Below are 22,398 nucleotides of genomic sequence, written 5' to 3' on the forward strand. Positions count from 1 at the left end.
TAACACAATTACATCTTTCACAAGGCATACTTGGTTAAGAAGGTTATTGTCTACAAAGACCCATTTTCCATTACTCTGGTGTTCACAACCAGTTCGGAGTTTAATAGAGGCAATTATAGAAAACAATGACTATGTTTATTCCTGATTTTACTTACCCGGCAATGGGTATTATTAATCACTTAGCCTTAATAACTCAAAGGATGATAGAGGCTTAGTCAATGATTGAAATGAAAGTCGCTGGCATAGCATTAGATGCCATAACCCGCAGCCCCATCGTCTTGTTGAAAGACGCTTCCGATCGCCGAGCATTACCAATTTATATTGGTCAAGAACAGGCTAGGGCAATTATGGGCGCACTGGAGAATCAAAAGCCTCCCCGTCCCTTAACCCACGACCTGATGGTCAATATTCTAGAGGCGTGGAACATGACTCTAGAAAAGGTGATTATCCATTCCTTGCAAAAGGATACATTTTATGCAGCCTTAATTGTTCAGCAAGGTGAAGTCAAGAAAGAAATCGATGCACGTCCCAGTGATGCGATCGCTGTTGCTCTCCGTACAAATACCCCCATTTGGGTTATGGAAGAAGTAATTGCTGATGCCTCCATTCCCGTAGACCGTGACGCTGATGAAGCCGAACAAGAAGCCTTTCGGGAATTTATTTCCAATCTTCGTCCTGAGGATTTAATTAAGCGCTTTGGTAATGGTGACAGTTAGACAAAGTGTTGAGCCATAAATTGGGGAATTTTGAAGAAAAAGGACGCAAAAATTAGCATGAAAAGACAATTTTCTGGTATTGGTTTTTGTTAGTATTTAACTCTTTTGGAGAAAAGATTCATCATCTGATACTCAGGAATCAAAACGGGCGGAACATTCTGCTACCGATATAAGCGCACTATGCCCACAGGGCTTGACTGCACTCAAACTATGCTCTACCGACGCTTTGGCAAAACTAATCTGCACCTCTCGGTTTTTTCTTTAGGGACAATGCGCTACTTGGCTGATAGCGAAAATGTGCAGCAAACTATTGCCACAGCTTTAGCGCTAGGAATTAATCATATAGAAACAGCCAGAGGTTATGGTAAAAGTGAGGAGTATTTTGGCCAAGCAATCAAAGTCGGTTTATCTGTAGCTCGTTCCCAACTTTACGTAACTACCAAAATCCCGCCAACATCTGATGCTGATAGTATGCGTCGGTACATCGATGAATCCCTAGAACGATTGAATTTAGATTATCTGGATTGTCTAGGAATTCACGGCTTGAATACTTGGGAACATCTGGAGTGGGTACAAGCCAAAGGTGGCTGTATGAAAGCTGTCGAGGAAGCGATTAACGACGGCCGAATTAGACACATTGGCTTTTCTACCCACGGGTCATTAGAGGTGATTCAAGCAGCAATTAACACAGATTTTTTTGAATTCGTCAATCTCCATTATTACTATTTCTTTCAAAGAAATGCCCCAGCTATCAAACTAGCATCTGAAAAGGATATGGGCATTTTTATTATCTCTCCAGCCGATAAGGGAGGGAAACTGTACACAGCACCCCAAACCCTCCAAGATTTATGTCAGCCCCTTTCGCCTCTAGAATTAAACTATAGATTTTTACTCAGTGATCAACGAATTACTACCTTGAGTGTAGGGCCAGCCACTCCAGAGGAATTGGTCGAACCCTTACAAGTCGCTGATAGTTGTGGCGAACTAACATCAGCAGAAATTACCATTTTTCAACGCTTACAAAATCATCAAGAGTCAGTTTTAGAAACTGATAAGTGTAGCCAATGCTATGCTTGTTTACCCTGTCCAGAAAACATCAATATTCCTGAAGTTCTAAGGTTACGAAATTTGGCAGTGGCATACAACATGACAAATTACGGACAATACCGTTACGGAATGTTTGAAAATGCCGGTCACTGGTTCCCAGGTATGAAAGCTAACCGTTGCACAGAATGCGGTGATTGTTTACCTCGGTGTCCAGAAAAGTTAGACATTCCTAATTTATTAGAAGATGCCCACAATCGATTAAATGGGAGAGCAGGGAGAAGGTTGTGGGGATAACTCGTAATTCATAATACGTAGTTAAATATTTATCCAGATAACAAGGTGAAGTTTGAGGTTGGAGAGCCGCAAGGAAAATTGATACTGTCAAAAACACAGACATTTGTCGAATGGTTGAAGATTTTGTATGAACTCTGATTTTTTGGTGGCTGAAAATGGCGATCGCTCTTGTCACCATCAAATCCCCAGTTCTTTGATGTCTGCATTACATGCTAATAATTCCTAAAAAGCTTAGCCATTATTAGAGCGGTATAGTCCCATAATTAAGAGATTTCCTAGAAATTAACTAATTTTTTTGCTAAAATTATTGCTAATTAGTAGCAATATATATAATTTTTATATAAATCTTGTGTTTGTTGTGATTCCTACATATATCTCAAGATAAATACATTTACCAAGGTGTTTTTCTCATTAAGCGAACTGTTGCAATTAATTTATGGCAGCGAAACTATAAATAAATGTTGCATTTACGAAAAATATTGTTATATTAATTTACATACGGCAATAATCCTTATAAAAATAAGTTTGGAGTGCCACCCATGACAGACACAACAAAAATCTCTGCTTCAGTAGTTGAAGACCGCAATTCTTGGCGCTGGGGTTTTACTCCCCAAGCTGAAATCTGGAACGGTCGCCTAGCAATGATTGGCTTTTTAGCAGCCATATTAATCGAACTATTCTCTGGTCAAGGCTTCCTCCACTTCTGGGGAATCCTATAAGCACGAGAAAGTAGATAATAAAAAATAAACAAAAAAACCTGACAGTGTATTAGTACTGCCAGGTTTTTAAGTTATTTGTCAGTGGTCAATAGTAAAAACAACCGAACACTGACAACTGACTAACGAATATATTCTTTCAGGACGCTGTTGCGGTTGGGGTGGCGTAATTTACGGAGGGCTTTGGCTTCGATTTGCCGAATCCGTTCACGGGTGACGTTGAAGATTTGTCCAATTTCCTCTAAAGTCTTCATCCGACCGTCATCTAAACCGTAGCGTAGGCGGAGAACATCGCGTTCACGAGGGCTAAGGCTATCGAGGACTTTTTCTAAATCTTCCCTTAGCAGGTTTTTAGAAACCTGGTCTTCTGGGGTTTCGCCGTCGGATTCGATAAAATCACCTAAGCGAGAATCTTCTTCTTTACCAATGGGTGTTTCTAATGAAATTGGTAACTGAGCAGATTTAGCGATGAACCGCAGTTTCTCGATGGTCATTTCCATACGAGTAGCGATTTCTTCCTCCGTAGGTTTGCGTCCCATTTCTTGAGACAGCAACTTGGTGGTTTTCTTAATGCGGGAGATGGTTTCGTAGAGATGGACTGGTAGGCGGATGGTGCGGGATTGGTCAGCGATCGCTCTAGTAATTGCCTGACGAATCCACCAAGTAGCGTAGGTGGAGAACTTATAACCTTTCTCATGATCGAACTTCTCAGCCGCGCGAATCAAACCCAGACTACCTTCCTGAATCAAGTCTTGGAATGATAAACCACGATTCATGTATTTCTTGGCAATTGAAACCACAAGGCGCAAGTTTGATTGCACCATTTTATCTTTTGCTCTGCGGCCAATGTGCAAGCGATAACGAAAGGCTGGCAAGGGCAATTGTACGGCTTCTGCCCATTCACTGTCACGGGGATCACGTTCTAACTTTTCTGACAGTCGCTCCCGCACCCGTTCTAGTTCTAATAAGTCAGCGATTTTTCTAGCAAGTTCAATTTCTTCATCTGCCCGCAACAAACGAATTCGACCAATTTCTTGCAAATACAGACGAATTGAATCTTCTGTGTAGTGCTTTTTCTTGCTTTGTGTCCGACGACGCGACTTAGCGGCTTTTCCAGACTTTGCGTCGTCCTCATCAGTCTGAGGCTCTAAAAACTCATCAATGTCGCCATCATCAGCGAGCAACAAATCCTCATCTTCTTCAATGAGGAGGTCATCTAACTCGATTTCAGGCTGATTCATTATTTCTAGGTCAGGCTGATAAATGCTATCGAGTACGTTGTTAGCCTGGTTCATGCCGCGTTCCTCATGCTCCTTGCAGAATCAATTACTCAAGATGGTTTTACTGCTCTTTTTAAAACGAGCTAGTTAACAACCGAAGATAGGGTTTTAAGTTCATTTCCCTAATCTTTTTCGGACGTTTTGTTCCTCATAAAAGAGAAACTTCTGGCTGAGTGTGAAAAGTCACATTAAATGCTGACTTACTCATTTGAGTACAAACCAAAAGTGTTGCTTTCGCATATCACTTTTAACTGGCTTGTCTGAAAAAACTGGTCTTGATAAAAAAAATTACCCCTTCATAACAAATGATTTATGACTGTCGGCATATTTTCCTATAAAGACTCTTCCGATTGTAGCCTGTTTCACAGAAATTGCACTCTTTTTGTGTGTTAATCATGAACTGATTAAGTAGGGTCAAGGCTCCAATATCAAAAAGATATTGTAAATGGTAGTAATCCCCTTAAATTTTCTCTAAAGCTTCTTGCAATTGCTGTGGCATTATCTTTACATTCTCAGGAAATTAAAGTTGCCTTCATACAATTTCTGGTATTGTGTGAAACATAAATTACTTAGAAACAGTGTACTTCAACTTAACTGAGGCAAGAATTATGAACGCACCCATTTTTACATTTCCTTCATAAATAAATTAGTCCGGAGAATTGAATAGGTCTTCCAACAATGTGCATACAGCTAGAGAAATGATCCTTCTTTTCAGAAACTTAACTTTTTGCGTGTTTGTCACTGTTAGCTCGTAGTAAAAAGCTATGAGCTAACTAGCCAAACGACTAGCGGTTGAGATTTCACAAATTTGGTCTTATTCACACATTAGCGTATCGCCGAGATTTTCAACCTCTGAATCTTGACAAACTCTTATTATTGTATCCAACGATATTTTAATCAATTCAAAAGGACTTTGACATTTAAAATTACAGATATTTGTCTACTTAAGGCAAAAATTTATCGAATACAGACAAAATATGTAACCTTCTCCAAGACGAAATAGTAATATATCAGCAGCCTAGTAGCAGGATATTATCTAATACTAGCAACGTCCTGTGTAAATAGAAGTCAAGTGAATTGATTATATTGGAGACTTTTAACTGTCTGACTTGATATGAGGAAAGTGTGAAATAAACTACGTTAGTTCTCAACAGGATTTATTATCTTGTGAGATTTAATCCTTAAGCATAGTCAGGCTCACGTTACAGGCAAGAAGAGATTGAGCTTTGCTCTACAAGCTTAACAAATACTTTTTTGGTCTGTGGCTGGCATCAACCCATGACTCACAAACCTGGTGTTTATCTTGATTACTTAGATACCTGATAAAAAAAATACAATATTCGTATAATATACTTGGCAGTGAGTAAATTTTGTGCATCGGTATATGCAGAAAAAGTGATGATTGTGCTTAATATTCTTTATGTATCCTATCAAACATTTTTCTCGAACTAATAAAAAGACAAAAAATTTTTCTATACGGGATTGGTAAGAAGTGACGAGTGCTGTAAGGCTCCGGGGGCACAGTCACGCTCAAAGAGGTAGCGGGGCGATGAGCAGTGTACTGATAAGAATTTATTTCTCAGCTATTCTGCTTTTAAATTGCATAATCCATCGTAAATTTTGTTAACTGTTGACCGTTAACAGTCAACAGTTAACAGCCCTTGTTAGTAGTTATGCCATTTAGGCGCGCATTAGCTTATACTTTCTCTGCCACCTCTGCCCCTCGATTACCTATTGTGGTGTCGGTGTTGTGTTGGCATTGTTGGGAACATTGGGGGGTAAGATAACTTTGTCTACGACATGAACGATGCCGTTGCTAGCTGGTATATCTGCTTGAGTGACTCTAGCTCCGTTGATGGTAACTGTGTTACTGGTAGGGTCAACTTTGATGGTAACAGGGCTACCTTCAACTGTTTTGACTTGTCCAGATTTGAGTTGTTTTGAAGTAAAAGTGCCGGGAAGGACGTGATAGGCCAAAAGTTTCACTAATTGCTGTTTGTTGGCTGGTTGAAGAAGGTTATTTAAGGTGTTTTTTGGTAAAGCAGCGAAAGCAGCGTCTGTAGGGGCAAATACGGTATATGGTCCTGGGGCGGCTAACTGATCAGTTAAACCTGCGGCTTTTACTGCCTGTATTAATGTTGTAAACTGTCCTTGATTTGCTGCCGAATTTGCGAGTTCTGCCAGGTTACGATTCTCAGTGGTGTTATTTGGTGTTGTGGGGCTGGGAGTTGGGGTGAGAGGAGGAACCGTTGATACGGGAGTTGACGCATCAGGGGGGACTGTGGCAGTGGGGGTTTCTGTAGTCGGTTGAGCGCAGGCAGATAGCGCTGTTAGACTAATCACACCGAAAATATTGAAAAAGGTTTTTCCTAGCAAGCTGTTAGTTGCCGGCATGGTTTTATTGTGACTTTATTAGATCAAGAATTAATGACAATAGTCTTGAAATTTATGTGGTGTTCCCTCATCCTAATGGCGTAGTTTGGAGATTGAGCATTGGGGATTGAGAACTATAGGAATCTGATTTGATTATTGTTTGCTACGCCAAACATAATTAGATCGTATTTCTATATACTTGGAAATTATTTATACTGAAGCACCCCACCAAACCATCAACTTTGGATAATTTATTTATTTAGGACTTACGCAAGACAACCTGGGTGCATAAGTCCTATTTTGGTGTTCCCTAATCAAGTTGTTAAGGCTCATGGAAAGGCGAGCCACTTATCTAGTTGGTGGGTAATATTGTGGATTCATCACTGGAGCGGGATAACTATTAGATATGGGAGGGGCAATTGATGGATTTATGGGTGTGTTGGTGGCTGGAGAAGCCATGATTGGTGAAGGATAAGCAGTTGTGGGTAGATTACTAGTCGTATTACTAGGCGTTGGCTCACTTTGGCTAAACTGTTGGTAAGCCGCACGAGAAATTGAGCTAATAAGTTTTTCCGCACGGGGATCATTATTGGGGCGTTGTACCATGACAGCAACTATATAACGCTTCCCTGTGGGTGTATCAATTAACCCAGCATCTGCCAACATAGTACCGATATCACCAGTTTTATGGTATACTCTGGCACCTGCGCCTAAGCCAGAGGGTAGGAGATTATCTCGCTCTGTCTGACGCATGATATCGAGAATTTGATCACGCGATCGCATACTCACCAAATTACCCTGACTTACCATAGTCATAATGTTTCCCAACTCTTTGGGACTGGTGGTGTTTGTCCCTGGTAGGTCTGGTAATATATTGCGAATCACTGTACTTGTTAATCCCCAACTACGAAAACGCTCATTGAGTGCTTCCATACCTCCCAGTCGGGCAATCAGCATATTAGTAGCTGTGTTGTCACTAACAGTGATCATTTTCGTAGCAACTTCCAAGGCAGGATATTGAGTTCCGGCTGGTTTGTATTGAAAATTTCCTGAACCCCCTGCGATCATTTCCTGTTGCATGGTCAGCACTTCATCTAAGCGGATCTTGCCAGCATCCACATCTTGGAAAAAAGCGACAAGAATCGGGATTTTAATTGTGCTAGCGGCAGGTAAAGCATTAGCAGCATTGATATCTACATAACCTCCTGTGTCTAAATCTACCAAAAAGACCCCAGGGCTGAGGTTAGGATTAGCAGTAGCCAATTGCTGCACAACATTTTTGAGAGGGGTAATTTCTTGAGTCAAGTATAAACCTGCTGTTGGGGTAGGTTTTGACTGAGTTTGTCCTGGGTTGCTGGTATTCGATGGGGTAGAAACAGGAGCCATGCGAGTGGCGGGGTCTAAAACCGACAAAACTGTACCGACGATCGCACCAATACCCACTCCGACAATTAATAAGCGTATAGCATACAAAATGGCTCTGGCCATTGGCTTTAATCTGGTCTTGCGTGATACTCGTCTACCGATTTGGGACATCGGCTGCTTCTGCACTCGTACTGTTCTGACTTTTACATTGTTGGGGTTGAAGGGGGGTATCGGCCCTTTGGCTGTGGGGATGGGTTTGACTACACTAGGCATAACCAACCCTTGTTTGGGTCTGCGACCTCCAACAGCAACAGGGGGAGGTACAGCATTATTATTAGAGCGGGTGATGACTGCTGCACCAGCACCAGCGCGCTGCTGGTTAGGAACTTTGACTTTTTTTGATTCTACCTTTTGGACTTTACGCGATCGCTGGCGGCGGTTGGCGGGTTGTCGCCGCGAAAAATCTCTTAGTTTGTCACTTGACTCTGACACTACCACTCCTTGTGACCCACTCAAATTGTTTTCTGCCGACTCCCGATTCAAAACTTACGCCATCGGCTGGTTGAATTGGGGATTGGGGATTAGGGACTGGGAATTGGGAAAGAAACATTGTCATCCTTTGGTTGTAGGTTTTTCCCTATCAGGAAAATAATGGATAGGAACTATGAGCAAATCTATAGACTTGAACTAACCTCTTTCCAGTCCCCAGTAACCAGTACCCAATCCCTAATTAGTAGTAACATTTTTGTGTTTAGTTTAAGCCATATTAAATATTTTGGGGAATACTTGCGTAGATATTAGACAATGAATTATACCAAATTGGGAAACAATGTCTTCGGGCATAATTACGAACTACACATCACGCTGGTTGTCAATTGCCCATTCTATTTGTCGTAGAATGCCGCGAAGCATACCCACTTCATGAGTTTGCAGATAGGCACGGTTATACAGTTGGCGAAATTTTTCCATCCGACTGGTTGCTGTATGAGGGTATAAATAGCCAATTCTTAGTAGTAAGGATTCTAATTGTTGATAGTAGGCCTCCATAAACTCTAAAGATGCAAACTCAGTTTCGCTGATTGTTTGAGTTTCAGGGGGTGTTAGATTTTGTGCTAGTTCGTAGCAGCAGATCCCGACAGCTGTAGCCAGATTTAAAGACAGATAATCGGGACTGGTGGGAATGCGAATAAATCTTTGGGCGTAAATTAATTCTTCATTACTTAGACCCCTATCTTCTCTGCCAAAAATCAATGCTGAAGGTTGACTGGTTGCTTCTAATAACCAAGGTAGAGCTATTCTGGGGGTTTCTAGCGTTAGACCCCTATCATTATCGCGGCCTGTAGTGGCGATCGCCCGCACACATCCATGTAAGGCTTCTGGTAAAGTTGGGACTGTGATAGCAGATTCTAAAATTTCTTTGGCATGGACTGCCATTCTCATTGCTTCTTCCGACAGTGGATCGCATTGGGGGTTAACTAATACTAGCTGTGCTAAACCAAAATTTTTCATCACTCTGGCGATCGCACCTACGTTCAATGGCCCGGCTGGTTCTACCAACACAACTCTTACACCAGCCAATCCCATTATTTACCTCCAACTATCTCAGTTGACCTATTGGTTAAATATCATCAATGATAGTAGCTTTAGGAAACTGTACATAAAAAATTGATTCACAAAAATCGCACTTGTGATGGGCGACAATGATTAAATTTCTAGCCTACATTAAGAAGGTTGTGTATATATCCGCACCATCATGAAGGTTTCTGGGCTTTTTGTGCTGTCTGTGTTTCTATTCATCACCGCAGCAGCTTGTAACCAGACTAGCGCCTCATTAGATAATTCCCCACCACAAGAAGCATCCACGTCTGCGGCTCAATTGGCACAAAATCCGACAGAAGGGAAAAACCTTATCCCTACAGAAACATTTTCACCTACACCCATCCGCATTGACTTACAGAATTTACCAGCACCCTTTGCTACAGATAGTGCATCTAAAGCCCCGCGAGTTGTACCGATTCCCCAAAAACCAGTTCTGAAAGTCCCAGCCGGGTTTACAGTTAACGTTTTTGCCGAGGGTTTAGATGCACCGCGTTGGCTAGCTTTAACTCCCGGTGGTGATGTATTGGTGACGGAAACTAGACAAAACCGGATTCGTTTATTGCGTGATACTAACGGCGATGGGGTAGCTGATGTCCGCCAGACTTTTGCTAGCAAAGACAATGGTTTGAATATTCCCTTTGGGATGGCGTTTGCTGGTAATGCCTTCTTTTTAGGTAATACTGATGAGGTTTTACAGTTTCCTTTCACCAAAGGACAGCAACAACTCACTGGTACTGGTAAAAAAATTGCTGACCTCCCTGGTGGTGGTTACAATCAACACTGGACTCGTAATGTTGTAGCATCACCAGATGGTAATAAACTATATGTTTCCGTTGGTTCTCGTTCCAATGTGGATGAAGAAGAACTACCAAGGGCTTCTGTACAGGTGATGAATTTGGATGGTTCCCAAAAGCAGACTTTTGCCTTTGGCTTACGTAACCCTGTTGGTCTTGACTTTCATCCTGTGACTAAAGAACTTTATACTACGGTGAATGAGAGGGATGGAATTGGTGATGATTTAGTTCCAGATTACCTGACACGAATTCGCCAGGATGAATTTTATGGCTGGCCTTATGCCTACTTTACACCTAAAAATCTCGACCCCCGACAAAAGACTGGCGATCGCAGTAAGCGTCCAGATTTAGCAGCGCGTACTCGTACACCGGATATATTATTTCAAGCCCACTCAGCCGCTTTGGGTTTGCAATTTTATGATGGTAAAACTTTTCCTCAAAGATATCGTAACGGTGCTTTTGTGGCTTTTCGGGGTTCTTGGAATCGCGATCGCGGTACTGGATATAAAGTAGTATTTGTTCCCTTTAATAGCCAAGGAAGACCGCAAGGTTACTATGAAGATTTTCTCACAGGATTTATGCTAGACCCTGATGTACCAACCACTTGGGGGCGACCTGTGGGCTTACTTGTATTACCTGATGGCAGTCTATTAGTCACAGAAGAAGCAAACGATCGCATTTACCGAATTCAGTATACGGGGGATTAGAGATTGGAGAAAAAACAGGAATTATTCCATCTTTAAATTTAGATACAATTTATGGCCTAGAGTAAACTGAGAGCAGTAGTAATCATCAAATTCTTATACCAATTTGAAATAAGAATGCGACAGATACATACGGACATACCCTTATTCCGTTTGGCTTTCCCAATTTTGAATTTTGAATTGGTATTAGTTTTCTCTGGTTTAAGTTAGATTACCTGAAAACATTAATAATCTTTTAGCTGAGAAGTTTGGTTATGACTCAGAGTGAAAACAATGGGCAGTTAGATGCCAATGATTCTTCCTCACATTCAGGTTTACGTTACTGGGGTAATGTGGAGGTAATAGAAGAGGGAGAGAGCTATAGAATTAGTCGCATTGAAATCAAGCCTAGACATGGTATTAAACCCCAAATCCACTATCACCGTAATGAGCATTGGGTGGTGGTCTCTGGTGTTGCTAAGGTGACTTGTGGTGATGATGAGGTTTTACTAGGTCGTAATCAGTCAACTTATGTACCAGCAGCAACACTACATAAAGTAGAGAATCCAGGGTCTATCCCATTAGTAATTCTAGAAATTCAAAATGGGGAATATTTAGGGGAGGACGATACTGAGCGTCCCTATGACTTAAATTTAGTTAAGCCTGGGGTTGAGAATAAGTAGTGGGGATTGGGGATTGGGGACTGGGGATTGGGGATTGGGGAGTTCTATGAGTCAATAGTCAGTTGTTATTGGTCTTTTCTATCTTCCCCTTACACCCCTACACCCTTACACCCTTACACCCTAAAACCAACCTTCTTGTTCTAAGGTTTCAATCAACTGCAACCCACGGGGGTCGCCTACACCCAATAATGAGGCTTTAGCATCTTCGCGTACGCCTAAGTCTTTGTCTTCGGCGAAGGCTTGAATTAAAGCGTCGATCGCTGTGGCATAAACTATGTTAGAAGGCAGTTCTTTACACAACTGCCCAATTGACCACGCGCTGTTACTCCGCACGGCGGCTACTGTATCTTGAACTAGTGCTTCAATTAGTGGTGGGATTGCGCCAACGATCGCCTCATAGCTAACTCCTGTCATTTGGGCTAAGGCGCTAGCAGACCAAAGGCGCACGGCGGAAATATCCGTTCTGAGAGCATCGGCTAAGGGTGCTAAACAACGGCGATCGCGGCAGTTACCTAATGCCCAAACAACACCTTTCCTGACATAGCCATTCCAATCCCGATACAGTTGGGCAATTAAGGGTTCAACTGCATCTGCGCTGGGATTTCGCCCAATGCCATAGGATGCGCTCACTCGTACCAAAGGACAGTTATCACTCAAAAGACGAATCAAAATTGGCGTAGCGCGTGAGTCTTCGATATCGCAAAAAGCACGAGCTGCGAGCATCCGTTTTTGTGGTTGCGGATTGTCTAGAAGCGCTAGCATTTCATCTGGGTCAGGCTTTGGTATTTCTGACTCAGCCGTAATTGGTTCTATCTTATCTAAGGGGCTTTCTAACTCCTCCTCGATATCGAGTAGGCTTAGGTCTTCTTCGTCATACATATTTCTCTTGCACGCGCGAGTGAGATTTATATAAACCCCCCGTGCTAATTATTTAAAACTTTGTTGTTATGGGTTCAATAATTGTACACTTTCTGATCCATCTCACACGCGATGAATTTGGAATTAGTAAGACTGTTAATGGATGACTGTTGACTAATTAATTTTCTTTACCATCCAAAGGGATTGGGTTTGATAACCTAAGTGATTGTAAAGATTTATGGCTGGGGGATTGGATTGAAATACTTGTAGTGCGATTTGGCGATCGCCTCTTTGCTTTGCCCAATTCTCTGCATATTGCATTAATGCTGTAGCAATCCCGCGTCTGCGATGTTCTGGGACGACGTACAGCAAAAAAATATGAGCATGGCGATCGCCTTTAATTTGATCTATCGCATTTCCCATCCACAGGCAAGCTACGGGAGAAGAGGCAGGAGGGAGTAGAGGGGAGGAGATATTCAAAGACTCTACCCGTGTTATGGTTCCTAATTCTGCCCTTGATTCCTCACCAGAAAAATCGACCCACCACAAAGGTGTGTCTTTAGAGAAATATTGCTCAACTGTAATTGCTAGATGGGCAAAGTCTGTTTGTTGGGGGAACAACTCTTGGTAAGTACGCTGGAGGAATTTGACGAGTTGCGATCGCTCCAAGGTTGAGCCGCGTCGAATATGATAAGTAGTCATTGGTCATTGGTCATTAGTCCATAGTCCATAGTTATTCGTCTTTGCTTCCCCTGCTCTTTTTTTTGAATTTTGAATTTTTTTCTCCCCTAATCCTCTACTTCCTCACAGGGCTACGGGAAAATCGCTAACTGGTATAAGACTGACACCTACCTCTTCAATGGGTGCTGGGGCTGCCATGTCTGAGGGTAAAAAGATGCGGGCGCTGACTGCTACTAGGGCAAATATAAACACTAGTACTACTAGTAAGGGGGCGATGTATTGTCTGAATATAGCCATATTTTGATTTGTCATTAGATCAGGCGTTATGAGACGACCTAATCAAAGATTTGTAAATTTTACTTGACTTATTTTAGCTATATTTGGGCATGACAAACCAAAGATTCAGGACTTACGCACCCAGGTTGTCTGTTGAGACTGGGTGTAAGGGGGTAAGAGTTTTAAATATTTACACACGCCAGTTTGCTCAAGTCGGGAAACCCGCCCACGCAACTGGCTCCCCTACACCCCTATACCCTTGTCTAAACCTTTGATTTTTCGGTTTCATACGTAATTAACGAGTGTCGCGGTCTAGGTCGTCAAGGACTCTCTCGCAGTACCAGTTGTCTGGCATCCCTGGATAGTTTTGCCTTGCTTGGTCTATTAATCGTTCTGCTGCTTCTACATCACCGGATAATCGGGAAATGAGTTTATTTTTGAGATGATTTTCGGGTATTGTTGTGGTTTGCGTTTGTGTTTCTATCTGAGTGGGCAGTTCTGCGGGTATTACTTGCGTCTGTTCTCGCTTCAATTGCCAGAACAATACATAATATAGAGTGCCAAAAATCAAAATCAGGCTGACTGTTCCGAAAAAGGTTAGGAGGTTGAAGGCTAAAAAACCTAGAACCAACTGTGAAAGAACATAGCCGAGTAACAAACCTGTGAGTAAAAGAATAAATGTGCCGACGATAATCACTACTTGGTTTCCCATAAATCCTCGTCATCAAGTCCTGGTCTATTTATTGCCACTGGTTTAGGGTTCCAAGGGGCGACAACAGGCAAAAGCAGCAATCCAGGTAATGCTGCTGCTAGGGTGAGCAAGAAAAATGCCGGCCAGCCTGTGGCTTTAGCCAAGTCTCCTGCTGGTGCAGATAAAACGTCTCTACTAATAGCCATTAAGCTAGAGAATAAAGCGAATTGAGTAGTAGTAAAGCGATGGTTACAAAGGTTCATTAAGAACGCCACTGTAGCAACCGTGACTAATCCTGCACTGAAGTTTTCGATATTCACTGCCAAGACTAGAAGCGAATAATTTTTGCCAGCAATGGCTAGTGCATAATAACCTAAGTTGCTCAGTAATTGAAGAATACCAAAGATCCACAAACTGCGATTGAGGTGGATTTTTGTCATGATGACACCACCGGCTAATACGCCGATAGTTGTGGCAATAAAGCCGATACCAGCCTGAATTGCCCCAATCTCAGTTTTGGTAAAGGCAATTTCTCGCAAAAACAAGTTGGCGGTAATACCTACTAGGGAGTCACCTAGTTTATAAAGGATGATGAAAATCAGGATAATGCCGGCTTGAGTTAAGCCAAATCTGTGAAAAAATTCTTTGAAGGGTAGAAAAATCGCGGCTTGCAAATTCTGGGGAGGACTATCTTCTGTGACTTCTCCTAAGAGTTCTATGGGTAATAACAAGGATGAAACAATCCAAGCAATTATTAAACTCGCCAATAACCAATAAAATACAGGCAGGGCAATATACCCAACAAAAACACCGCCAATTAATCCAGCAACTAGGACTGTGATTAAGACGATAAAAATAACATCCTTAACAGATATAGGCGCATATTGTGCGGTTTCGTTGCGGGTTGCGGGTTCTGGAGGCGACCACAAGGTAGTGAGAATACTCCCCGCCATGAAAACAGCCATGAGTAAGTAAACGCCATTCCAAGGAATATAGTCGGCTAAAACTATCGCTAGGGAACTGGTGATAAACAAGGCGATGCGATAGCCTAGCACCCAAACTGATGCACCTGGTTCAGCTTCGAGGGGGTTTAAAATATCGGTACGGTAAGCATCTCCGGCGATGTCTTGGGTAGCGCTCAAAAAAGTAATGATGAGACAGTTGATAGCCAGGATTTGCAGTACTTGGTCACTTTGAGATGGTTGTTGTAATGCTAAGGCAGCGATCGCTAATGTTAACCCAATTTGGGTGCATATTAACCAACCCCGTCTAGCTCCTAAAAGTGGTGGGACAAATCTATCTAATAAGGGCGACCACAGGAATTTCAGGGAATAAGGCAAAGCCAACAACCCAAATAAGGTGATTTTGCCTAAATCAACTTTGGCATCCTGCATCCATAGCTGCAATGTTCTACTAGTCAAGAACAACGGCAACCCAGATGCAAAACCTAGCAGTAGTAGCGCTCCCATTTTGCGACTTTGAAAGGCTTGTCGCAGTGCTTGAACTTCTCTCATCGTTTATACTTTTCCTTTTCACCAGAGCGCATTGCCGTTATATTGCCATAGTTACAGTGTGATTTCATAATTTGAAAAAAATTGACATTATTCTTCCCAATCTTCAAGCTGTAGTCCATTAATCCGACTAAATTCTCGCGTATTGTGTGTGACCAATATAAATAAATTCAAAATTCAAAATTTAAAATTTAAAATTAAATTGACTAAAAAATCTTTCTAATATTTCTAGATTACTCTCAGTTTTTAAACTGCGGTAAGCACCGTAATAAAGTTCCAATTGGGTTATATAGGACTAGTATTTGATTTCTGAAATATACGTAGGGTGGGCATTGCCCACCGTATCGTGATTTTGGTGGGCAATGCCCACCCTACAGATACTGCGGTAAGCACCGTAATAAAGTTCCAATTGGGTTACAGTAGAAATAAAAATATCCTCTGGCTGTTGATTTGCAAGACGATTGATGACCACAGTGTTACTAGCATTGATTAAACGAATACAGACATTTGTATCGAGAAGATAAGTCAAAATATCTGCTCCCTAGTTTCATATTCTCCTTGGTCTGGTCGTTCTAGTGGTTCTCCTACCCAACCCCCAATTACTTCTTCAAAGAAACCAGGCATCCAGCCTCGTTTTTGTGGCGAAACTTCTTGGATAGTTACTGTCACTTCAATTTCTGTATTGACCATTTCTACGGGAATATCAAGATGTAAAATCCCATCTGCACCAACATGAGATCGGATATTAATACTTTGCATAATTGTTTGTCCTTTGAATGGTGTTAATAGCTTCCACAATCATCAGCTTTTCCTTAATCTTTCTGAATCACATAAACTTCATGTCCCCTAATTTCCACACCATGAGCTGCAAGGCATTTTTCCCAACCTTCACGAGTGCCAATTTCACTTTTCTGCTTGAGCAATCCTAATTCCTGCTCTTGTTGGGTGAGTTTAGCAAATTGTTCATACAGGGGATAGTTGGGAGTAACAAAAGTTTCTTTACGGTGCAGGACGGGTGGATTGGCTCTGGTGCTATAGTCGCGGTGAGTTACATACAGTGTTTTTAAGTCAATTGTGATACTGGCTTTTAAGGAGGGGTGGGGGTCTGTGTCGAATTCTGGATAGAACAAATAGGATATTTGCGGTTGGTCAGTGTAATATTTGATGAGCGTAGCTCCATCGACACGCCCAATGGTACGGCTTGCACAACCTTCGTAAATTCGTAGCAACGGGTCGAGGGCTGCTAATGCAGAAACGTGGACGTATAAAGCACCCCGTGTGTGCTTACCTACTTTGCTTTTTTCGCAAGCTGTTTGGACTACCTTTGGTTTACCTAAACTAAAAAGTTTTTGGTCGGCGACATTACAAGCTTCCTCGTAGCTACCAAAGAAAGCTTTGATGTCGTGGCGCATTTCTGGCGCTAGTTGGGAGAATTTGGGACGTTGATCAAAGTGGGTGAGGGCAAGGTAAACTTGAATATCTAAAGAACGACGATAGGCGATCGCATCCCATTCTGCCTCATCGGTGGCTTGCAGGACAACTGCGAAAGCCCGGCGGAAGTTCCCAAATTCGCTCAGTAATTCTTGTGCGGTGGCTAGTTCTCCTTTTATTGGCAGTCTACCCCGTTTGGTGAAAAATGCCATAAGGGGTGCGAGTTGTTCTTGATAGTCTTCAAACCGTTTGACAGGAATGCGGACTCGCGGTGTAGAGGTGCGAGAAAAGAAACGGATGGCTTTAAAACTTTCTTTTTCGGCTTCATCGCGGAAGACAAAATAAACGCCAAGGGCGACTGGTACTGCATCAACGTTTAAAACTTCATCGATATATTTTTTCAGTTCTTGTTGTTCGTAATATTTTTGGAAAGTATTCCGGCTGGTGACAATACCATCACTGTAAGCCAGTTGGGCTTTACTAGGGGCGTTAATTAATACTTGCGCCGCGACAATTAAAACTTTGCGGGTGAGTTCCCAGGCTTGAATGAGGCTTTGGCGGCGTTCTTCTTGGTCTTCGATGACGTTGAGGACGTAACCCAAATTCACCACATCGGCGGGGTTAATGGCTGCATCAGGGTAGTAGTACGGGTCCCAACCTGTACTGGTGTAGCCAAGATTAGCTACACGTTGCACATCACCACCATAACCACAGCCGTAGTCAAAAAAAACCGTGTCTGGGTTGAGGATTGCCCATTCTATAGCCAATCGTACAGGACGAGAGATTTCAGTCCGAGCGATCGCGGCTCGATGACGTTCGATTTCTACCGTTTCGGCCATAATAACCCCTTATCTACGGGATAAGCTGCCCTTACTTTAACTTGCACATCTTTTAGTGTTAGCTGTTGACTGCTAAAGCTCAACTGTCAACTGTTAGCAGTCTACAAACCATACAAGTAGATGTGTAATTTCAAAGCGTAATAGCTTACTTAAGTCTAGTTTGCTTCCCCGTACCCCTCCGGGGAATTCAAAGTTGAAAATTCATGAGCATACAATATGTGAGTTTACACACGAGTCGAGCAACTTGCTCAATTTGTAGTTAAAGTTAAAACCTATTTGTTTTGGAAACAGGTCTTCTTGCTGAAGTTAAGAGAATTTGTTTGGTTAAATCTTGACCATTAACCTTGATCCAAATTTGATCCAACCTTGCCATTTTTACTATCAGACTTGAGCTGATTAATCACTTGAGCAACATCAACACCAGTAGTTTGACGCAACTGCTCAATTAACGAGGCTATTTTAGGTACACCACCACCATTAGCCGCATCAATCACAGTTAAATTTTCTACTTGTACCTCAGGTACTCCCGTAGCCATCATTTTTAATAATGGTTCGAGTTTTTGGAAGATAAAGATTTCTCGCGCCGATGCGCCTGCATTTTGCCAGGATTCTGCTAGGCGCTGGGTTCCTGCGGCTTGGGCTTTGCCTTCTTCGATGATTTTGGCAGCATCTCCCTTAGCTTGAGCGATCGCTGTTTGACATTCTGCCTCGGCTGGGGCGACTATATCGGCTTGTAGTTGGTTTTCTACTTGAATGATGCGTTCAGTTTGCACTGCTACTTCTGCCTGCACCTTGGCAATTTGGGAATTGACTACCGATTCTACCTCTGCAATCACTGCGGTGCGTTTGGTAATTGCATCTCTAACTCTCCGTTCTGCTTCGGCTTTGGCAATTTGCAAATCCCGTTCAATTTGTCTGAGTTTTGTAATGCGGAGATTTTCTGAAGATTTAATTATCGCTTGGGCTTTCGCTTCGGCTTCAGCTATGCGCGCATCTCGTAGCAACTCTGCTTGTTGTTTGCGTCCTATAGAATCTAGGTAAAGAACCTCATCAAAAATATTCTTGATTTGTAGGTTATCTAGTACCAATCCCAGTTTTTCTAAATCATCTTCAGCTTCTTCCAACAAAGTCTTAGCAAAGGTGATTTTATCTTCGTTTACCTGTTCTGGTGTGAGATTCGCCAAAACCCCCCGCAGATTACCTTCCAATGTGTCCTTGGCTAGTTGTTCAATATCTTTGCGACTTTTACCCAACAGTCGCTCAATGGCATTGTGAATTGTCGGTTCTTCACCAGCAATTTTAATATTCGCCACTCCTTCCACCGTTAAAGGAATCCCACCTTTTGAGTAGGCGTTAGACACCTTCAATTCAATAATCATGTTAGTCAAATCCATGCGGAAAGTTTTTTCTAACAGAGGGATTTGAATACTACTACCACCTTTCACCAAGCGATAACCAACCGATCGCCTCTCATCAATCTGAGTCCGACTCCCTGCAAAAATCAGCACTTCGCTAGGCTGGCAAATATAGTACAAGTTCCGAATCACCCACCAACCTGCGGCGGTTCCAGTCCCAAAAATTCCTAAAAGTAAAGCGATAATTTCCATAATTGTTAGTTGTCAGTTGTTAGTTGTTAGTGGTAATTGGTAATTAGTGCCTACCCCAATCCCCAATCCCTAATCCCCAGTCCCCAAAGTTCCTGTAACATCAATACCCAGGGTGCGATTGACGTTTTCTAGGAATTGCAGGACGATTTCGGGGTAAATATTCACCAAGCTGGCTACGGATTTGCCATCGCCGTTATCAATCACGTTTACCTTGTCTAGGTGAATGCGTTGAGGAATCTGTACTGCTTCTTGGAGGACGGTTTCAATTTGTTGAATGAGGAATAACTTAGAAGCATCGCTGCCAGTTTGCTGCCAAACTTGGGAAAGAATGTCGTTAACTAAAGCTGCGGCTTTGGCATTTTCTTCTAGGAAGGCTGCTTCCCCTTTGGCGCGGAGTTCTTGGGCTTGGCGACGGGCTTCGGCGGGTAGGACTTCATCGGCTTGTAGACGTAGGCGTTCTAGTTCAGCCCGCAGTACTTGTAAGACTTGTTCGGCTTTGGCTTTCTTTTCTTGTGCAGCCGCCGTGGTAATTTCTTCTTCAGACTTGGCTCTTTGTTCTAGCTGGGCTTTGATGGTGCGGAGTTCGTTTTCTTTCTCCAGCACGATGATTTTGTCTTGGGTTTTGGCGACTTGGGCGTATTCTTCGGATTGGGCTTCGATTTGTTCGGCTTGGGTGAGTGCGTTGGATTCAGCAATCTCTGCGTCTCGAATTACAAGGGCAATTTGTTTACGTCCCCACGATTTGAGATAGTCTACATCGTCAGAAACGCTTTGAATTTTCAAGGTGTCCAGTTGCAATCCCAGTTTACTAAGGTCGCGGCTGACATCAGAGGCGATACGTTGGGCAAAACTCAGGCGGTCTTCGTTGAGTTCTTCTGGTGTAAGGGTGGCGACGACACCCCGGAGATAGCCTTCTAGAGTCTCGCGGGAAACACGAGCCAATTCTGAGCGATCGCGGTCTAAAAAGCGTTCAATGGCGTTACCTACAACCACCGGATCTGAGGAAATTTTCACATTGGCGATCGCTTGAATATTCAAAGGCGTTCCCCCCTTGGCGTAAGCATTCCGCACTTCCACCCGTACCGGCATAGTTGTCACATCCATCCGTTTTACCGTTTCCACTATAGGAATCCGAATGGCGCGCCCACCTAATAACACTCGATAACCCATCTCTTGCCCATCTTTAGTCCGCCATTTGCGTCCCGAAAGGATCAAGATTTCGTTGGGTTTACAAATACATAAAAAAGACTTGATAAACCATACCAATAAAAATGCACCAAAAATAGATAAAGCAATGGGAAGACCACTATAAAGTAAACTTTCTATCCCATTATTTTCTTTGTTAGTAGCAGGTGTATTCGGATCAACTTGCGCTACTGTTACAGTCGCTAATTCTTGTTTAATTAAGTTCATAGTTATTTATCAACTGTCATCAAAATTTCCTTCTAAACTGGTCTGCGACAGGCTCCGCAAACTGCCTATCTTATTAAACCTTAACCACCCAAACCTTATTTCCCTTAATTCGCACGATAACAACAGAATCACCTTGATTAAATTGATGAATTTCATCGGTGAAAGCTACAAAGTCTACTAGAGAACCTTTGAGATTGATGCGTACTTTTCCTGGACTATTTTGGTTGATGGGAACTTCCACAATCCCAAAACTACCAACCACGTTATTAATACGGATCAAACTGTCTACTACTTGCCGTCGCCGTTGGAGATAAATCAATCCCACAATTAAGACACCAACAATGATACCGAAAGCAATTACAATACTAGCAGTTGCGAGAATTGGATTATTCATTACCCCATTTCCAGGTATTTTATAATTATTGCTTACCCTTTATTGGTAACAAAAAATCTCAGATGATGTTGATATAACTTTACTATTGCCACTTTCATAAAGGCTAGCTTTAATTAATATTTAACAAATACATATAAGGAAGGCAGAGATATAACATCAATTCTGTTATGTCTCTGATGTTATTGAACGCGGTATATGGAGATTACCGTTGCAGTTATATAGGTATTTCTGTAGAAGTAGGACAAATTTACTCGGTATGTTACAGAAATTTACAATAAATATTCTTTAACTGGTTTGAATGTGTGACAGGTGTCAATATTAACTAATAGAAAATTCCAAATGGGGCGTTGCTCTAGACCACAACACACCATAGAACAAAAGATTGGGACTAATTATTAATGTGTATAACTAGAAAGGCGTAAATATTTTGTTATTGATATCAGGCGGGGGGTAGTCCTGATGTCGATTCTTCTCTGAACAGTATCACCCCACTTTCTTATAGCGGTTTGCAGTTGAGTCAAGAAAAGGAAAAGGGACAGAGAGGGAAACCCTGCTTGCGATTTCTCTTCCTGCTCCCTTTCCCCTGCCTCTGTCGGTCAAAGTGTCTTGCATACAAATGAGAGGCGCTATAATTGACTAAATTTCTCCAGTAATATTAACTAGTTCCTGATTACACTTCATCAACTCGTATAGGTCATAAGCGTATAAATCTTCTTGGCTAGGCTCATTACTATGGCTTGCTGCCACTATGGGATCGCCATAGGCATTAGTTCTGCCAATTAGTAAGAGTTTTTTCCCCGCAAACTCTCCAATTAACTTAAATTTATGTTCAGGTAAAAAGTTAACGTCAGTGAAAAAGTTGCGATTTTGAATGGACATTTTATTCTCCCGAACTGTTTATGAATCGTACTTCTATCGTGAATTTTTCTGACAAACTAATGCCACTAAACTGCATCGAGAATTTACACCTAGCATCAGAGGTTGCTTGAAAAGTATTATTTTAAACATCAAAATCTGAAGAACCTAACCCCTTGAGCCTCCCCTTCCCTATAAGGTAATGGGGGTTCCAAAGCCTATCGACTTTTCAAAGAGAGGTACTCTACGAGAAGCACTCCGCGCTATGGAGAGGGGTCTTTATTATCATTCA

At 42.2% G+C, this 22,398-nt stretch carries 21 protein-coding genes; 5 read left to right on the top strand and 16 right to left on the bottom strand.

The window, feature by feature from the left end; translation table 11 throughout:
• The first annotated feature begins 218 nt into the window (after positions 1-218).
• The 3 genes from ACM5QX_RS19750 to ACM5QX_RS19760 all read left to right on the top strand — a co-directional run bounded on the left by ACM5QX_RS19750 (position 219) and on the right by ACM5QX_RS19760 (position 2,776).
• Positions 219-716, top strand: coding sequence for a bifunctional nuclease family protein (locus ACM5QX_RS19750; RefSeq protein WP_011318239.1), 498 nt, complete (start codon positions 219-221; stop codon positions 714-716).
• Between the two features lie 210 nt (positions 717-926).
• Positions 927-2,057: an aldo/keto reductase gene (locus tag ACM5QX_RS19755; protein WP_414755057.1), complete on the top strand. Its 1,131-nt coding sequence runs from the start codon at positions 927-929 to the stop codon at positions 2,055-2,057.
• A 539-nt stretch (positions 2,058-2,596) separates the two neighbouring features.
• Positions 2,597-2,776: a chlorophyll a/b-binding protein gene (locus tag ACM5QX_RS19760; protein WP_011318235.1), complete on the top strand. Its 180-nt coding sequence runs from the start codon at positions 2,597-2,599 to the stop codon at positions 2,774-2,776.
• A gap of 119 nt (positions 2,777-2,895) precedes the next feature.
• On the opposite strand, the gene rpoD is transcribed toward ACM5QX_RS19760, so the two are convergent.
• From rpoD to ACM5QX_RS19780, 4 genes are all read right to left on the bottom strand, one after another.
• A complete protein-coding gene (gene rpoD / locus ACM5QX_RS19765) occupies positions 2,896-4,068 on the bottom strand; it encodes an RNA polymerase sigma factor RpoD (protein ID WP_010999387.1) in 1,173 nt (390 codons plus the stop codon).
• 1,716 nt (positions 4,069-5,784) lie between these two features.
• Positions 5,785-6,447: a fasciclin domain-containing protein gene (locus tag ACM5QX_RS19770; protein WP_414755058.1), complete on the bottom strand. Its 663-nt coding sequence runs from the start codon at positions 6,445-6,447 to the stop codon at positions 5,785-5,787.
• A 327-nt stretch (positions 6,448-6,774) separates the two neighbouring features.
• Positions 6,775-8,283, bottom strand: coding sequence for a serine hydrolase (locus tag ACM5QX_RS19775; RefSeq protein WP_414755059.1), 1,509 nt, complete (start codon positions 8,281-8,283; stop codon positions 6,775-6,777).
• 360 nt (positions 8,284-8,643) lie between these two features.
• A complete protein-coding gene (locus ACM5QX_RS19780; protein WP_414755060.1) occupies positions 8,644-9,375 on the bottom strand; it encodes an RNA methyltransferase in 732 nt (243 codons plus the stop codon).
• A gap of 169 nt (positions 9,376-9,544) precedes the next feature.
• Between ACM5QX_RS19780 and ACM5QX_RS19785 the strand changes: the two genes are divergently transcribed.
• Complete coding sequence (locus ACM5QX_RS19785) at positions 9,545-10,891, top strand: PQQ-dependent sugar dehydrogenase (RefSeq protein WP_414755062.1); 1,347 nt, start codon at positions 9,545-9,547, stop codon at positions 10,889-10,891.
• A gap of 251 nt (positions 10,892-11,142) precedes the next feature.
• On the top strand, positions 11,143-11,550 hold the full coding sequence (locus ACM5QX_RS19790; protein WP_414755063.1) for a phosphomannose isomerase type II C-terminal cupin domain: 408 nt from the start codon (positions 11,143-11,145) through the stop codon (positions 11,548-11,550).
• A gap of 120 nt (positions 11,551-11,670) precedes the next feature.
• Here the strand turns inward: ACM5QX_RS19790 and ACM5QX_RS19795 are convergent, their stop codons facing one another.
• The 12 genes from ACM5QX_RS19795 to ACM5QX_RS19850 form a co-directional block, all read right to left on the bottom strand.
• Positions 11,671-12,429, bottom strand: a complete 759-nt coding sequence (locus ACM5QX_RS19795; protein WP_011318229.1) for a HEAT repeat domain-containing protein — start codon at positions 12,427-12,429, stop codon at positions 11,671-11,673.
• A 153-nt stretch (positions 12,430-12,582) separates the two neighbouring features.
• Positions 12,583-13,110, bottom strand: coding sequence for a GNAT family N-acetyltransferase (locus ACM5QX_RS19800; protein WP_414755064.1), 528 nt, complete (start codon positions 13,108-13,110; stop codon positions 12,583-12,585).
• Between the two features lie 102 nt (positions 13,111-13,212).
• Entirely contained in the window at positions 13,213-13,386 is a 174-nt protein-coding gene (locus ACM5QX_RS19805) for a hypothetical protein (protein WP_414755065.1), read from the bottom strand.
• A gap of 274 nt (positions 13,387-13,660) precedes the next feature.
• Entirely contained in the window at positions 13,661-14,077 is a 417-nt protein-coding gene (locus tag ACM5QX_RS19810) for an ABC transporter permease (protein ID WP_414755067.1), read from the bottom strand.
• Positions 14,062-15,570, bottom strand: coding sequence for an AmpG family muropeptide MFS transporter (locus ACM5QX_RS19815; RefSeq protein ID WP_414755068.1), 1,509 nt, complete (start codon positions 15,568-15,570; stop codon positions 14,062-14,064). The genes ACM5QX_RS19810 and ACM5QX_RS19815 overlap by 16 nt, the downstream gene beginning before the upstream one ends.
• Positions 15,571-15,862: 292 nt before the next feature.
• Positions 15,863-16,096, bottom strand: coding sequence for a type II toxin-antitoxin system VapC family toxin (locus ACM5QX_RS19820; protein WP_414755069.1), 234 nt, complete (start codon positions 16,094-16,096; stop codon positions 15,863-15,865).
• Positions 16,093-16,326: a hypothetical protein gene (locus ACM5QX_RS19825; RefSeq protein ID WP_414755070.1), complete on the bottom strand. Its 234-nt coding sequence runs from the start codon at positions 16,324-16,326 to the stop codon at positions 16,093-16,095. The genes ACM5QX_RS19820 and ACM5QX_RS19825 overlap by 4 nt, the downstream gene beginning before the upstream one ends.
• Positions 16,327-16,379: 53 nt before the next feature.
• A complete protein-coding gene (locus tag ACM5QX_RS19830) occupies positions 16,380-17,837 on the bottom strand; it encodes a DNA phosphorothioation-associated putative methyltransferase (protein ID WP_414755071.1) in 1,458 nt (485 codons plus the stop codon).
• A gap of 338 nt (positions 17,838-18,175) precedes the next feature.
• Positions 18,176-19,444: a flotillin family protein gene (locus tag ACM5QX_RS19835; RefSeq protein ID WP_414755072.1), complete on the bottom strand. Its 1,269-nt coding sequence runs from the start codon at positions 19,442-19,444 to the stop codon at positions 18,176-18,178.
• 69 nt (positions 19,445-19,513) lie between these two features.
• Positions 19,514-20,857: a flotillin family protein gene (locus ACM5QX_RS19840; RefSeq protein WP_414755073.1), complete on the bottom strand. Its 1,344-nt coding sequence runs from the start codon at positions 20,855-20,857 to the stop codon at positions 19,514-19,516.
• A 73-nt stretch (positions 20,858-20,930) separates the two neighbouring features.
• Positions 20,931-21,251, bottom strand: coding sequence for an NfeD family protein (locus ACM5QX_RS19845; RefSeq protein ID WP_414755074.1), 321 nt, complete (start codon positions 21,249-21,251; stop codon positions 20,931-20,933).
• A gap of 636 nt (positions 21,252-21,887) precedes the next feature.
• Positions 21,888-22,130, bottom strand: coding sequence for a hypothetical protein (locus ACM5QX_RS19850; protein ID WP_414755075.1), 243 nt, complete (start codon positions 22,128-22,130; stop codon positions 21,888-21,890).
• Between the last annotated feature and the right edge of the window lie 268 nt (positions 22,131-22,398).

The organism is Anabaena sp. CCY 9910, from assembly GCF_963920875.1.
Taxonomy (GTDB): Bacteria; Cyanobacteriota; Cyanobacteriia; order Cyanobacteriales; family Nostocaceae; genus Trichormus; species Trichormus variabilis.